The sequence below is a fragment of the Kitasatospora sp. NPDC028055 genome (genome assembly GCF_040637885.1).
In the GTDB taxonomy this organism is placed as follows: Bacteria; Actinomycetota; Actinomycetes; order Streptomycetales; family Streptomycetaceae; genus Kitasatospora.
The window spans coordinates 178,204-191,203 of the sequence record NZ_JBEZXE010000007.1 but is presented as its reverse complement, the minus strand read 5'-3'; the positions used below and the strand labels follow the sequence as shown (position 1 = coordinate 191,203).

The 13,000-nt window shown below is 73.4% G+C and carries 12 protein-coding genes and 2 tRNA genes; 10 read left to right on the top strand and 4 right to left on the bottom strand.

Going from position 1 to position 13,000, the window contains the following annotated elements:
- The first annotated feature begins 129 nt into the window (after window positions 1–129).
- Window positions 130–1,272 (top strand): type VII secretion-associated serine protease mycosin, encoded by a 1,143-nt coding sequence (gene mycP / locus AB0F71_RS11680; RefSeq protein ID WP_360231312.1) that lies wholly within the window; start codon window positions 130–132, stop codon window positions 1,270–1,272.
- Window positions 1,273–1,426: 154 nt separating this feature from the next.
- Window positions 1,427–2,761: an MFS transporter gene (locus AB0F71_RS11675; RefSeq protein ID WP_360231183.1), complete on the top strand. Its 1,335-nt coding sequence runs from the start codon at window positions 1,427–1,429 to the stop codon at window positions 2,759–2,761.
- A 19-nt stretch (window positions 2,762–2,780) separates the two neighbouring features.
- Here the strand turns inward: AB0F71_RS11675 and AB0F71_RS11670 are convergent, their stop codons facing one another.
- The gene (locus tag AB0F71_RS11670) at window positions 2,781–3,377 is read right to left on the bottom strand and encodes a flavodoxin family protein (RefSeq protein WP_360231180.1); all 597 of its coding nucleotides are present in this window, start codon (window positions 3,375–3,377) and stop codon (window positions 2,781–2,783) included.
- 151 nt (window positions 3,378–3,528) lie between these two features.
- Between AB0F71_RS11670 and AB0F71_RS11665 the strand changes: the two genes are divergently transcribed.
- The 5 genes from AB0F71_RS11665 (at window position 3,529) to AB0F71_RS11645 (ending at window position 7,524) form a co-directional block, all read left to right on the top strand.
- Entirely contained in the window at window positions 3,529–4,011 is a 483-nt protein-coding gene (locus tag AB0F71_RS11665) for a helix-turn-helix domain-containing protein (RefSeq protein ID WP_360231177.1), read from the top strand.
- Window positions 4,012–4,109: 98 nt separating this feature from the next.
- A tRNA-Thr gene (locus AB0F71_RS11660) sits at window positions 4,110–4,185 on the top strand.
- Window positions 4,186–4,373: 188 nt separating this feature from the next.
- Window positions 4,374–5,042: a response regulator transcription factor gene (locus AB0F71_RS11655; protein ID WP_360231174.1), complete on the top strand. Its 669-nt coding sequence runs from the start codon at window positions 4,374–4,376 to the stop codon at window positions 5,040–5,042.
- A gap of 198 nt (window positions 5,043–5,240) precedes the next feature.
- Window positions 5,241–6,203: a UDP-glucose 4-epimerase GalE gene (galE, locus tag AB0F71_RS11650; protein ID WP_360231171.1), complete on the top strand. Its 963-nt coding sequence runs from the start codon at window positions 5,241–5,243 to the stop codon at window positions 6,201–6,203.
- Window positions 6,204–6,570: 367 nt separating this feature from the next.
- Window positions 6,571–7,524, top strand: a complete 954-nt coding sequence (locus AB0F71_RS11645; RefSeq protein ID WP_360231168.1) for a response regulator transcription factor — start codon at window positions 6,571–6,573, stop codon at window positions 7,522–7,524.
- Window positions 7,525–7,602: 78 nt separating this feature from the next.
- On the opposite strand, the gene AB0F71_RS11640 is transcribed toward AB0F71_RS11645, so the two are convergent.
- Window positions 7,603–8,100, bottom strand: coding sequence for a MarR family transcriptional regulator (locus AB0F71_RS11640; protein ID WP_360231165.1), 498 nt, complete (start codon window positions 8,098–8,100; stop codon window positions 7,603–7,605).
- Between the two features lie 110 nt (window positions 8,101–8,210).
- On the opposite strand from AB0F71_RS11640, the gene AB0F71_RS11635 reads away from it, so the two are divergent.
- Window positions 8,211–9,002 carry a methyltransferase domain-containing protein gene (locus AB0F71_RS11635; protein ID WP_360231162.1) on the top strand — a complete coding sequence of 264 codons (792 nt, stop codon included), beginning with the start codon at window positions 8,211–8,213 and terminating at the stop codon, window positions 9,000–9,002.
- A 66-nt stretch (window positions 9,003–9,068) separates the two neighbouring features.
- Here AB0F71_RS11635 and AB0F71_RS11630 read toward each other — a convergent pair whose 3' ends face one another.
- Together AB0F71_RS11630 and AB0F71_RS11625 are read right to left on the bottom strand one after the other, a co-directional pair.
- On the bottom strand, window positions 9,069–9,671 hold the full coding sequence (locus AB0F71_RS11630) for a TetR/AcrR family transcriptional regulator (RefSeq protein WP_360231309.1): 603 nt from the start codon (window positions 9,669–9,671) through the stop codon (window positions 9,069–9,071).
- A gap of 230 nt (window positions 9,672–9,901) precedes the next feature.
- Window positions 9,902–10,903: a fatty acid desaturase gene (locus AB0F71_RS11625; RefSeq protein WP_360231159.1), complete on the bottom strand. Its 1,002-nt coding sequence runs from the start codon at window positions 10,901–10,903 to the stop codon at window positions 9,902–9,904.
- A 267-nt stretch (window positions 10,904–11,170) separates the two neighbouring features.
- On the opposite strand from AB0F71_RS11625, the gene AB0F71_RS11620 reads away from it, so the two are divergent.
- A tRNA-Gln gene (locus AB0F71_RS11620) sits at window positions 11,171–11,241 on the top strand.
- A gap of 153 nt (window positions 11,242–11,394) precedes the next feature.
- Window positions 11,395–12,849, top strand: coding sequence for a bifunctional UDP-N-acetylglucosamine diphosphorylase/glucosamine-1-phosphate N-acetyltransferase GlmU (glmU, locus tag AB0F71_RS11615; protein ID WP_360231156.1), 1,455 nt, complete (start codon window positions 11,395–11,397; stop codon window positions 12,847–12,849).
- The last annotated feature ends 151 nt before the right edge of the window (window positions 12,850–13,000 follow it).

The following is a 13,000-nucleotide window of genomic DNA, read 5'->3' as shown; positions in this document are numbered from 1 at the left end:
ACGGAAACGCGAGCACGTCTGCGAGCGCTCGCAGCGGCAATGATCGCGCTTGGAATCGTTGTCGGCCCAGTCGCAACCTCTGCGATTGCTGATGGTCCGATTCGGCCCGATCAATGGCACTTGGATGCCATGCACGCCCCAGAGATGTGGAAGACCTCAAAGGGGGACGGGATCACCGTTGCGGTGATCGACGGTGGTTTCAAGCTGGATCATCCGGATCTGGTGGGCCAGTTCCTGCCCGGGCAGGACTACAGCGGTGGTTCCGGTGGTGCCGGTTCATACGCCGACGGGCATGGTACGCAGATGGCCAGTCTGATCGCCGGGACCGGTAAGGCCAACGGTGGAACGGGCGCTTATGGGCTCGCGCCAGGCGCCAAGATCCTGCCGCTGAAGATCAACAATGGGACTGTCGGGCCAGTGGTTTCCACCGACTTCCTTGGCCAGATCGGGCAGGCCGTTACGTATGCGGTCGACAAAGGCGCGAAGGTCATCAACATCTCGCAAGGAATTCCTGCCGTGTCCACCTCGCCTGACGATGTGGATAAGTTGAGCAAGACCTTGGCGTGGGCCCGCGAGAAGGGGGTGCTGGTCGTATCCAGTGTCGGCAACTCGGCTCAGTCGGGGAATCTTGCCGAGTATCCCAGTGCACTGCCCAATGTTGTTGGAGTGGGTGCCGTTGGTCGTGATGTCATTGCGACTACGGAATCCCAGCAGGGGCCGCAGGTGACACTCGTTGCGCCTGGTACGGACATGATTGAGGCTTGTACGGGAAACACCGGGTATTGCAAGAGTCATGGCACGTCGGACGCGGCCGCCCTGGTGTCGGCGTCGGCGGCTCTGGTCTGGGCCGTCCACAAGGACTGGACGGCAAATCAGGTCCTTCGAGTGCTCATCAATACAGCAGGGAAGCCCACTGACGGTTCTGTTCGCAATGACGGCGTCGGTTATGGGGTTGTGCGGCCGCGGATCGCGTTGACGGATCCGGGGGATCCGGGGCCGGCGGATGTGTCGCCGCTTCCGGCTGATGCGGCTACGCCTTCGGCTGCCCCTTCGCCCTCGGCGACTGCGTCCGCGCCGGTGTCGTCGGCGCCGAGTCCGGCCGGGGCGGCGGCTGGTGCGCCGACGGGGCAGCCGAAGGCTGAGGCGTCGTCCGGGTCGGGCAGTGCGCTCCCGATCGTGGGTGGGGTGATGGCCGGGCTGGCTGTGGTGGCCGGGGTGGTGGTCGTCGTGGTGCGGAGGCGGAGGGTGGGGGCGCCGCCGTACGGGCGGTAGCGGTACCGGTAGTGGCAGGTGAGGGGTGCGGTGGGCCCGGGCGTCGTGGTGGCGGCGCTCGGGCTTTTTGGTGGGCGCTGGGGGCCGGGGTGTGCGCCGGGGTCACTCGGGTGGGGGCTGGCGGGGTGGGGCGGGGGGTCGGGAGGGTGGTGGTATGGATGCGGAGGGTGCCCCGCGGGCTGGGCAGTTGAGGCGGGCCGCGGCTGCGGCGTTGATCGGGACGGCGATCGAGTTCTACGACTTCTTCCTGTACGGGACGGCGGCGGCCCTGGTGTTCGGGCCGGTGTTCTTTCCCGGGTTGGGTGGGACCGGGGCGTTGCTGGCGGCGTTCTCGGTGTACGCGGTGGCGTTCCTGGCCCGACCGTTGGGGGCGGTGGTGTTCGGGCACTTCGGGGACCGGGTGGGGCGGAAGGCGACGCTGGTGGTGTCGCTGTTGCTGATGGGGTTGGCGACGGCGGCGGTGGGGCTGTTGCCGGGGTTCGCGGTGTGGGGGTGGTGGTCGCCGGTGCTGCTGGTGGTGCTGCGGGTGTGCCAGGGCGTCGGGTTGGGCGGGGAGTGGGGCGGGGCGGCGCTGCTGATCGCGGAGAACGCGCCGGCCGGGCGGCGCGGGCGGTACGGCGGGTTCCTGCAGTTGGGGCCGTCGGGCGGGTTCGTGTTGGCGAACGGGGCGTTCCTGGTGCTCCAACTCACCCTGGACGAGGGGTCGTTCCGGGCGTGGGGCTGGCGGGTGCCGTTCCTGGCCTCGTTGGCGCTGGTGGCGGTGGGGCTGTTCGTGCGGCTGCGGCTGGCGGAGACGCCGTTGTTCCGGGCGGACGAGCGGCGGGACCGTCCGCCGGTGGTGGAGGTGCTGCGGGAGCACTGGCGGCCGGTGCTGGCCGGGGGTGGGGCGATCACGCTCGGGTACGCGTTGTTCTACCTGACCACCACCTACGCGCTGGCGTACGCGACGTCCGGCCTGGGGGTGGCGAGCACGGTGGTGCTGGCGATGCTGCTGGTCGGTGCGGTGGGCGGGGCCGTGACGGTGTGGCTGAGTGCGGCGCACAGTGACCGGTGGGGGCGGCGGCGGACGCTGCGGTGGGCGGCGGGCCTGGCGGCGGGCTGGTCGCTGGTGCTGTTCCCGCTGTTGGAGACGGTGCGCCGGCCGTTGATGTTCCTGGCCCTGGCCGGGGCGATGGTGGTGCTGGGGTGTCTGATGGGCCCGGTGGCGGCGTTCCTGCCGGAGCTGTTCCCGACCCGGGTGCGCTACACGGGCGCCGCGTTGACGTACAACCTGGGCGGGGTGGTCGGCGGGGCGTTGACGCCGTTGGTGGCGACGCGGCTGACCGGCGCGTACGGGACGGCGCAGCCGGTCGGCTGGTACCTGGGGGTGCTGGGGCTGTTGGCGCTGGGCTGCCTGTGGCTGCTGCCGGACACCACGGGTGCGGAGTTGGCGGCGGTGGACGGCGGACGCCGCCGGGCGCCCGTGCTGGGGGCGGACCCGGCGGCGTAGCCGTGCGGCGGGGGCGGTCTCAGCCGGCCAGGGCGGCGCGGCCGGCCAGGACGACGGCGGTGTGCCGGGCGACGCGCTCGCCCAGGTGCTCGGCGGTGGCGATGTCGGCCTTGTGGACGGCCTCGGGGCCGGCGTCGGCGGGGGAGGAGGCGGCGGCGCCGGTGAAGAAGCCGAGGCGGTTGAGGTCGTCCTCGGAGGCGGTGGTGGCGTTCCAGCCGGGCTTGAGGCCGAGGTTGACCCAGTTCATGCCGTGCTGGGCGGCGAGGGTCTGGAAGAAGCCGAGGGTGCCGGCCTTGTCGCCGCTCTTGGAGGCGGAGTTGGTGAAGCCGGCCGCGAGCTTGTCCTTCCAGGCGTCGGCGAACCAGCGCTTGCTGCTGGCCTCGGCGAAGACGTGGAAGGCGCCGGAGGCGGTGCCCATGTAGGTGGGGGAGCCGAAGACGATCGCGTCGGCGGCGTCCAGCTGGGCCCACTGCTCCTCGGTGATGGTGTCGACGGCGATCGTGACGACCTCGGCGCCCGCTGCGGCGGCGCCGCGGGCGACGGCCTCGGCGATCACGGCGGTGTGGCCGTAGCCGGAGTGGTAGGCGAGGGCGACGGTCGGGCGGATGGCGGTCATGCGGGCACTCCTGGGGACGGGATGGCGTGAGAGCGGGAGGGCAAGGGCGACGGAGCGGGGCGGGCCCGCTCCGTCGAACGGTCTCCAATATAGACCAGGTCTCCAGAAGAGACCAGGTGCGGATCGGAGACCGCAGGTCTACCCTGGGCGTATGACGACGGAGGAAGCGGCCCGGGCCGAGGTCGAGCGGCGGGCAGAGGGCGTCGGGGTCGAGCGCCAGGCGGGAGGCGGCGGGCCGGAGCAGGAGCGGGAGCAGGGGCAGAAGCCGGAGCTGGACGTCTTCGCCCAGCTCTGCCCCAGTCGCGAGCTGTTCGCCGAGCTCGCCGACAAGTGGTCGATGCTGATCCTGATGAGCCTGTCCGCCTGCGGGCCGCAGCGCTTCTCCGAGCTCCAGCGCGCGGTCGGCGGGGTCAGCCGCAAGATGCTCACCCAGTCGCTGCGGAGCCTGGAGCGCAGCGGGCTGGTGCTTCGCACGGTCTTCCCGGAGACGCCGCCGCGAGTGGTCTACGACCTGCTGCCGCTCGGTCGCGAGCTGGCCGGGCTGGTCGCCCCGCTCGGGCGCTGGACGGAGCGGCGCGCCGGGCAGATGCTCGCGGCCCGCGAGGAGTTCGACGCGGCGCACGCCGGGGGCTGACGGCCCGCGGGGCCCGGGGTGGAGCCGATTTCCCTTCCGGGCCGACGGCCGTGTAATGTCTTCCTTGTTCGACCGGCCCGGCGGAAACGCAAGGCCAAGCCCCTATAGCTCAGTCGGTAGAGCGTCTCCATGGTAAGGAGAAGGTCTGCGGTTCGATTCCGCATGGGGGCTCCACCGAAAGACCCTCGCCTCGCGGCGGGGGTCTTTCGCGTTCTGTGCACCGGGGTTCGCCCCGTTCCGCCGCTGGTCCCGCGATCCTCGGTGGCCTAGCGGGTCGGGTACGGAATGCGCTGTGATGGTGCGTCATCGGCCGCCCGCCCGCAGGGTGCGGGCACGAGCCGGGCCCCGACCGGGAGGGCGTCATGGGTGTTCGACTCGTGGTGGTCGACGACCACCGGCTGCTGGCCGAGGCGCTGGCCACCGCGCTGCAACTGCGCGGCCACCGGGTGCTCGCGGTCGGCTCGCCGGCCGGTGTGGCGGCCGATCTGGTGGCCGGGCGACGGCCCGAGGTGTGTCTGCTGGGGGTGTCCGCGCCGGGCGAGCCGGGGGCCTTCGACGGGCTGCGCCGGATCCGCCGGGAGCGGCCCGAGGTGGCCGTGATCGTGCTCGGGCCGGTGGGTGAACTCCGGGGCGTGGCCTGCGCGTTCGCGGCCGGGGCGGCGGGGTACGTGCCCAGCGACGAGCGGATCGAGGTGGTCGAGCGGGCGATCGGGCGGGCCCGGGCGGGCGAGGCCGCGGTGGGGGTGGACGTCCTGCGCGGGGCCTTCGACCAGTTGCTGCGCCCGGTGGCCGAGCCGGACGACGAGGCGGTCCGGCTGCTGCGGCTGCTGACCCGCCGTGAGGTGCAGGTGCTGGCCCGGATCGCGGACGGCGAGGACACCGCGGCGATCGCGGCCGGGATGCGGATCGCCGCGAGCACCGCCCGTACCCATGTGCAGCGGGTGCTGATGAAGCTGGGCGCGCGCACCCGGCTGGAGGCGGCCGCGGTGGCCGCGCGCACCGGTCTGCTGGAGCGGATGGCCGAGGGCTGACCGGCTCCCCGGGGTGTCGGCGGGGGCGCGGGGCGGCCCGGCCGTGGAGGTCGGCCGAGGAGTGGGTGAGAAAGCCGGGGAGCGAGCGCCCCGGTGGTCGGGAGCACCCCGGCGGGCAGGGACAATTGAGCGCAGTCGTACGCATTCCGTCGATGGCGCCGCCGACCGCGCGGACCATCGCCCGCTGGAGGTCTCATCATGAGTAAGTACCTGGTCACGGGTGGCGCCGGCTACGTCGGCAGCGTGGTGGCCGCCCACCTGCTGGAGGCGGGCCACCAGGTGACCGTCCTGGACGACCTCTCCACCGGCTTCCGCGAGGGCGTCCCGGCCGGTGCCGAGTTCGTCGAGGGCCGGATCCAGGAGGCCGGCCGGGTGCTGGACGGCTCCTTCGACGGCGTGCTGCACTTCGCCGCCTCCTCGCAGGTCGGCGAGTCGGTCGTGGACCCGGAGAAGTACTGGCGCAACAACGTGGCGGGCTCGCTGGAGCTGATCACCGCGATGCGCGCCGCGGGTGTGCGCAAGCTGGTGTTCTCCTCGACCGCGGCCGTGTACGGCGAGCCGGAGGTCGTGCCGATCGCCGAGACCGCCCGGACCTCGCCGACCAACACCTACGGCGCCAGCAAGCTCGCCATGGACCACATGATCACCAGCGAGGCCGTCGCGCACGGCCTGGCCGCCGTCTCGCTGCGCTACTTCAACGTGGCCGGCGCGTACGGCGCCTACGGCGAGCGGCACGACCCCGAGTCGCACCTGATCCCGCTGGTCTTCCAGGCCGCGCTCGGCCGGCGCCCGCACATCGCGGTGTTCGGCGACGACTACCCGACCCCGGACGGCACCTGCATCCGCGACTACATCCACGTCGCGGACCTGGCCGACGCGCACCTGCTGGCGCTGGACGCCGCCAAGCCGGGCGAGCACCTGATCTGCAACCTGGGCAACGGCAGCGGCTTCTCGGTGCGCGAGGTGATCGAGTCGGTCAAGCGCGTCACCGGCCGGGAGATCCCGGTGCAGGTGGTCGGCCGCCGCGCGGGCGACCCGGCCGTGCTGGTGGCCTCCGCCGAGCGGGCCCACCAGGAGCTGGGCTGGACGCCGCGCCGCCCCAACCTGGACGACATCGTCGCCGACGCCTGGAAGTTCACCCTGGAGCAGGCCGGCGAGTAGGCCGGCGAGTAGAGCGGACAGTAGGTCCGCGAGTGGACCGGCGGGTGGGTCGGCGACGGCCCCGCCGGCCGTACAGCGGAACGGGACGGCCCCCGGGAGGCGCTCCAGCGCGAGCGCACCCCCGGGGGCCGTCCGCCCGTTCAAGTCCACCCCCTGACCCACCACCTGACCCACCACCTGACGAAACTTCACCGAACCGCCACGGGAGCGTTTCCCGGCCCGTACGCTGAGTGCGGTACCGGTGGGGGCCGGCGCCCTTTCGGCTTCACCGGCCACCGGTGGGCGGGCGGAACGGCGGGTCCGGAACGCGGACGCCGGACCGGCCCCCGTCCCCGGGCTCGGGCGCTCTGAGCAGGGGGTAGTGACGATGGGGCGGATCCGGGTCCTGGTGGTCGACGACCACCGGATCTTCGCCGAGGCACTGGCCGCGGCGCTCGCCGCCGAGCCCGACGTGGAGGTGGGCGCGGCCGGTAGCGCGGCCGCCGCCGAGCGCGCGCTGGAGCGGGCCGCGGCCGAGGGGCGGGCCTACGACGTGGCGCTGATCGACGCCGACCTCGGGGTCGAGGCGGGCGGTCCGGCGGCCCGGGCCCGGCCCGGGCCGGAGGCGGCCGACGAGGCCCGGCGCCGCCCGGCCCCGGGGGCACCCGCCGCCCGCAGGCCGGGCGGCTCCCCGCTCGCCCCGCCCACCCCGGCGACCGCCGCCGCCCGCCCCGCCGAGCAGCTGCGCCCCGCCGACCAGCTCCGTCCCGTGGACCAGCTCCGCGCCGCCGACCAGCTCCGCGCCGAGCAGCTGCGGCCCACGGCCCCGCTACCGGACGGCATCACCCTGCTGGGCCGGCTCCGCCGGGCCCATCCGGGGCTGCGCGGGGTGGTGCTGGCCACCGCGGACGACCCGCACCGCGCCGCCCGGGCGCTGCACGCGGGCGCCACCGGCTGGGTGGCGAAGGAGAGTTCGCTGGCCCGGCTGCTCGCGGTGGTCCGGGGGGTGCTGCGGGACGAGACCCATCTGCCGCCGGCGCTGCTCACCGGGGTGATCCGCGAGCTCACCACGGCCCGGCGGGACCGCACCGAGAGCGAGCGGCTGGTGGACGCCCTGACCCCGCGGGAGAAGCAGATCCTGCGCTGCATGGTGGCGGGCCTGGGCCGGCAGGCGGTGGCGGAGCGGCTGTACCTGTCGCCGCACACCGTCCGCACCCACATGCAGAACGTGCTGGGGAAGCTGGGGGTGCACTCCACGCTGGCCGCCGTCGCGGTGGCCAGGCGGGCCGGGGTCAGTCCGGCGGAGCCGGCCGCGCCGCCCTCGATCGCCTCCACGCCGTAGCCGGGTGCCAGCCGGGTGCCGTAGCGAAGCCGTCGGGGCCGTTCGGCTCGCTCAACCCGCTCGGCCCGAGGGGCCCGTTCAGCCCGGGATGTTGTCGAACGGGGCGACCAGCAGCCGCAGCAGGCCGGCGAGTTCGCCCTGCTGGCCGGAGCTGAGCTGGGCCAGCAGTTCGCGCTCGTGGGCGAGCAGGCCGGCCAGGGCCTGGTCGGCGCGGTCGCGGCCGTCGTCGGTGAGCCGGACGAGCACGCCGCGCCGGTCGTCGGGGTCGGGCAGGCGCTTGACCAGGCCCTTGCCGGTGAGGCGGTCGATCCGGTTGGTCATGGTGCCGGAGGTGACCAGGGTCTGGGTGAGCAGCTGGCCGGGGGAGAGCTGGTACGGGGAGCCGGCCCGCCGCAGGGCGGTCAGGACGTCGAACTCCCAGGGCTCCAGCCCGTGCTCGGCGAAGGCGGTGCGGCGGGCGCGGTCGAGGTGGCGGGCGAGCCGGCTGACCCGGCTGAGCACCTCCAGCGGCTCCACGTCGAGGTCGGGGCGCTCCCGGCGCCACGCTGCGACCAGCCTGTCGACCTCGTCCTCCATGACGATCAGTGTATCGGTGGATGTGTCGATGTGAAGTCTCTTGACATCGAGAAATGTGCCAGCGAGGCTTTCGGAGATATCTTGATATCGAGATACCTGTGAGGTGAGCCATGACCGGCCCCGTCTGGGACCCGGCGCAGTACCTGCGCTTCGCCGACGAACGCACCCGCCCGCTGCGTGAGCTGCTCGCCCGGGTCCCCGCCCTGCCGAACGAACCCGCCCCGACCGTCCTCGACATCGGCTGCGGCCCCGGCAACTCCACCGCCGTCCTGCGCGAACGCTGGCCGAAGGCCCGGCTCACCGGCCTCGACAACTCCGCCCCGATGCTGGCGGCGGCCCGCACCGACGGCGAGCCCACCGCCGACTACCTGCTCGCCGACGCCCGCGACTACGACCCGGCCCCGGCCGCGCCCGACCTGATCGCCTCGAACGCGACCCTCCAGTGGGTGGACGGCCACCTCGCGGTGCTGGCGCGCTGGGCGGCCGCCCTGGGGCCCGGCGGGGTGGTCGCCGTCCAGGTGCCCGGCAACTTCGAGGCGCCCAGCCACACCCTGCTCGCCGACCTGCGCCGCAGCGCCCGCTGGCGCGACGCCCTCGGCGCCGACGCCGTCCGGGGCGGTGTCCACCCGCCCGGGCGGTACCTGGACGTCCTCGCCGGGGCCGGCTGCGCGGCCGACGTCTGGGAGACCACCTACTGCACCCTGCTGCCCGGACCGGACCCGGTGCTGGAGTGGGTCAAGGGCACCGCGCTGCGGCCCGTCCTCGGCCGGCTCACCGACCCGGCCGACCGGGCCGCCTTCCTCGCCGAGTACGGGCGGCTGCTGCGCGAGGCCTACCCGGCCGGGCCGTACGGGACGGTCTTCCCGTTCCGGCGGATCTTCGCGGTCGGGGTCAGACGGTAGCCGGTGGCCCGCGGTGCGGCGTTCGGCCGGAAAGGCGGACGGACGGACGGTCGGACGGAAGGGCGGTCAGCCCTGGCGGTCGCCGACCAGCCGAGGGTGCCGCTCCAGGCCCTCCAGCCCGTGCCAGGCGAGGTTCACCAGGTGCGCCGCCACCGTGGCCTTGTCCGGCTTGCGGACCTCCAGCCACCACTGGCCGGTCAGTGCGACCATCCCGACCAGCATCTGCGAGTACATCGGGGCCAGCCGGGCGTCGAAGCCCCGGGACTTGAACTCCAGGCCCAGGATGTCCTCGACCTGGGTGGCGATGTCGCTGATCAGCGAGGCGAAGGTGCCGGTCGACTGGGCCACCGGGGAGTCCCGGACCAGGATCCGGAAGCCGTCCGTCGAGGTGTCGATGTAGTCCATCAGCGCGAACGCCGCCTGTTCCAGCAGCTCGCGCGAGTGCCCGCCGGTCAGCGCCCCGGTCACCATGTCCAGCAGCAGCTGCATCTCGCGGTCCACCACCACCGCGTAGAGCCCCTCCTTGCCCCCGAAGTGCTCGTACACCACGGGCTTCGACACCCCGGCGCGCTCGGCGATCTCCTCCACCGAGGTGCCGTCGTAGCCGCGCTCCGCGAAGACCGTCCGGCCGATCTCGAGCAGCTGCTCCCGGCGCTGCTTGCCGGTCATCCGGACCCGGCCGCCCCGGCGGCGCGGGGTCGGGGCGGCCGCGGACCGGTCGGCGGGGCCGTCCGCGGTCCGTTCGCCGCCGCCGCCGTCGGAGGCCGCGCCCGGCGCCGCAGCGGCCCGCGGACGGGCCGGCGCCGTTCCGGGCGCCGCGTCCGTCCGCGTGGTGTGGTGACCGCCTGTGCTGTCTGCGCTGCTCCCGTTCACCCCTACATCATGCTGGAAGCGCCGCCTCATGCGGCGCGGCGGGCGGCGATCCGCTCCGCGTCCGGCCAGCGGACGTCCCGGACCCAGCCGGCCAGCTCGAACCAGCGGATCAGCCGGGCCGAGGAGTCGATCTGTCCGCGCAGGACGCCGTGCCGGGCCGAGGTCGGGTCGGCGTGGTGCAGGTTGTGCCAGGACTCGCCGCAGGAGAGCACCGCGAGCCACCAGACGTTGCCGGAGCGGTCCCGGGAGCGGAACGGGCGCCGGCCGACGGCGTGGCAGATCGAGTTGATCGACCAGGTGACGTGGTGCAGCAGGGCGACCCGGACCAGCGAGCCCCAGAAGAACGCGGACAGCGCGCCCTCCCAGGACAGGCTCACCAGCCCGCCGACCAGCGCGGGCAGCAGCAGCGAGATGGTGGTCCAGAGCCAGAACAGCCGGGAGATCCGCCGCAGCGCCGGGTCGCGGACCAGGTCCGGGGCGTACTTGAGCTGCGGGGTCTGCTCCTCGTCGAACATCCAGCCCATGTGGGCCCACCACAGGCCCTTGATCAGGGCCGGGACGCTCTCCCCGTAGCGCCACGGCGAGTGCGGGTCGCCGTCCTTGTCGCTGAACCGGTGGTGCTTGCGGTGGTCGGCCACCCAGCGCACCAGCGGGCCCTCGACGGCGAGGCTGCCGACGACGGCGAGGGCCAGCCGCATCGGGCGGGGGGCCTTGAAGGCGCCGTGGGTGAAGTAGCGGTGGTAGCCGACGGTGATGCCGTGACAGGTGAGGAAGTACATGGCGACGGTGACCGCCACGTCGGTCCAGCCGAGCCCCCAGCCCCAGGCCACCGGTACGGCGGCGACCAGCGCGGCGAACGGCACGAGGATGAAGAGCACGAGCGCGATCCGCTCGGCGGCCCCCTGCTTCTCGCCGCCGCGGGTGGCGGACAGCCGGGTCGCGGCCTCGGCGGAGGGGTCGGGGGAGTCGGGGGAGGGGTCGGGGAGCGCGGTGGCCCCCGCGCGCGCCTCGTCGGCCTGGATGGTCATGGGCGTCCCTTCGCAGCGTCCCGGTACGGGACAGAGCGGACCTACGTTGGCGTAACCTACGGCATCGTAGGTTGCGCTCCGTGTCCAGGGGAACACATCGCCGCGCGGCGCTCGAGTGAATTCACCCGACTGGATGGATGAACCCCGGGCCCCTCCCGTGCCCGGATCGGACGGGCCAGGAGGGTCGGCATTGGTGGTAGATGTGAAGCGCGCTACCCCGTAGTCTTGGCCCAGCGCGTCGCCGGGCCTCCGGCGGCGGAGCTCCGGTCCCGGATCGTCTAAGGGCAGGACAGCTGGTTTTGGTCCAGCTTATGGGGGTTCGAATCCTCCTCCGGGAGCACTGAGTACGGCCGCGGGCGGGCATGCGCGGGCCGGGCGTCTGGCGTTTCGGCTCGCCGCCCCGCACTATCCTCGAACTGCCAGAGCACATGTGCGGACCGCGTTCTGGCCTGCTCTGCCCTCTCTTTGAACCTAATGAGGAGCCTCCCCGCATGGGTGCCAATTCGCTTGCCGCCGTTGTCGTGCTCGCCGCCGGTGGTGGGACCCGGATGAAGTCGAACAAGGTGCCCAAGGTGCTGCACGAGGTGTGCGGGCGCACGCTGGTGGGTCACGCGGTGTCGGCGGCCGGGGAACTGATGCCGGGGCAGCTCGTCGTGGTGGTCGGCCACCAGCGCGAGCAGGTCGAGGAGCACCTGGCGGCGCACTACCCGGCCGTGCGCCCGGTCGTGCAGGAGCAGCAGAACGGCACCGGCCACGCGGTCCGCACCGCGCTGGAGTCGCTGGCCGCCGACGGCGTGACGCTGGACGGCACCGTGATCGTCACCGCTGGGGACTCCCCGCTGCTCACCGGGGACACCCTGCGCCGGCTGGCCCGCTCGCACGAGGCCCAGCAGAACGGCGTCACCGTGCTGACCGCCGTCGTCCCCGAGCCCTTCGGCTACGGGCGGATCCTGCGGGACGAGGACGGCACCGTCGCCGCGATCGTCGAGGAGCGGGACGCCACCGACACCCAGCGCGCCATCGCCGAGATCAACTCGGGCGTGTTCGCCTTCGACGCCAAGCTGCTCACCGAGGCGCTGGCCGAGCTGACCACGGACAACTCGCAGGGCGAGGAGTACCTGACCGACACCCTGTCGATCCTGCGCGAGGCCGGGCACCGGGTCGGCGCCGTGGTGGCCGAGGACCACCGGGACATCCTGGGCATCAACGACCGGGTCCAGCTGGCGCAGGCCCGCCGGCTGCTGAACGACCGCCTGCTGGAGCGGGCGATGCGCGCGGGCGTCACCGTGGTCGACCCGGCCAGCACCTGGATGGACGTCCAGGTGACGTACGAGCCGGACGCCGTGGTGCTGCCGAACACCCAGCTGCAGGGCGCGACCCACCTGGGCGAGGACTGCGAGGTGGGCCCGAACTCCACCCTCCGGGACACCCTGGTCGGCGCCGGCGCCCGTGTGAGCAACACCACGGCCGACCGCGCCGAGATCGGCGAGCTGGCCTCCACCGGCCCGTACGCCTACCTGCGGCCGGGGGCGAAGCTGGCCCGCAAGGCGAAGGTCGGCACCTACGTCGAGATCAAGAACTCCGAGCTGGGCGAGGGCGCCAAGGTGCCGCACCTCTCCTACATCGGCGACGCCACGATCGGCGAGGGCACCAACGTCGGCGCGGCCTCGGTCACCGTGAACTACGACGGGGTCAAGAAGCACCGCACCGTCATCGGGGCGCACTGCCGCACCGGCTCGGACAACATGTTCATCGCCCCGGTGACCGTCGGTGACGGCGCTTACACCGGCGCGGGCTCGGTGATCACCACCGACGTCCCGCCCGGCGCACTCGGCGTGAACCGCGCGCAGCAGCGCAACATCGAGGGCTGGGTGGAGCGCAAGCGCCCGGGCACGGTGTCCGCGCAGGCCGCGCAGGCCGCGACCGACGGCGCTGCCGAGGCCTGACGCGCCCGCCGGGGACCGGTCGGCCGGTCCCCGGGGCGGACGGTTTCTCCGCGGGCGCGTAACCTGGGGGACATACGTGCGCCACTGGGCCTACCGCCCGTGTCCAGGCGTACCGACAATTCCCCGATCCCCTCGTGAGTGCGGGCTGCGC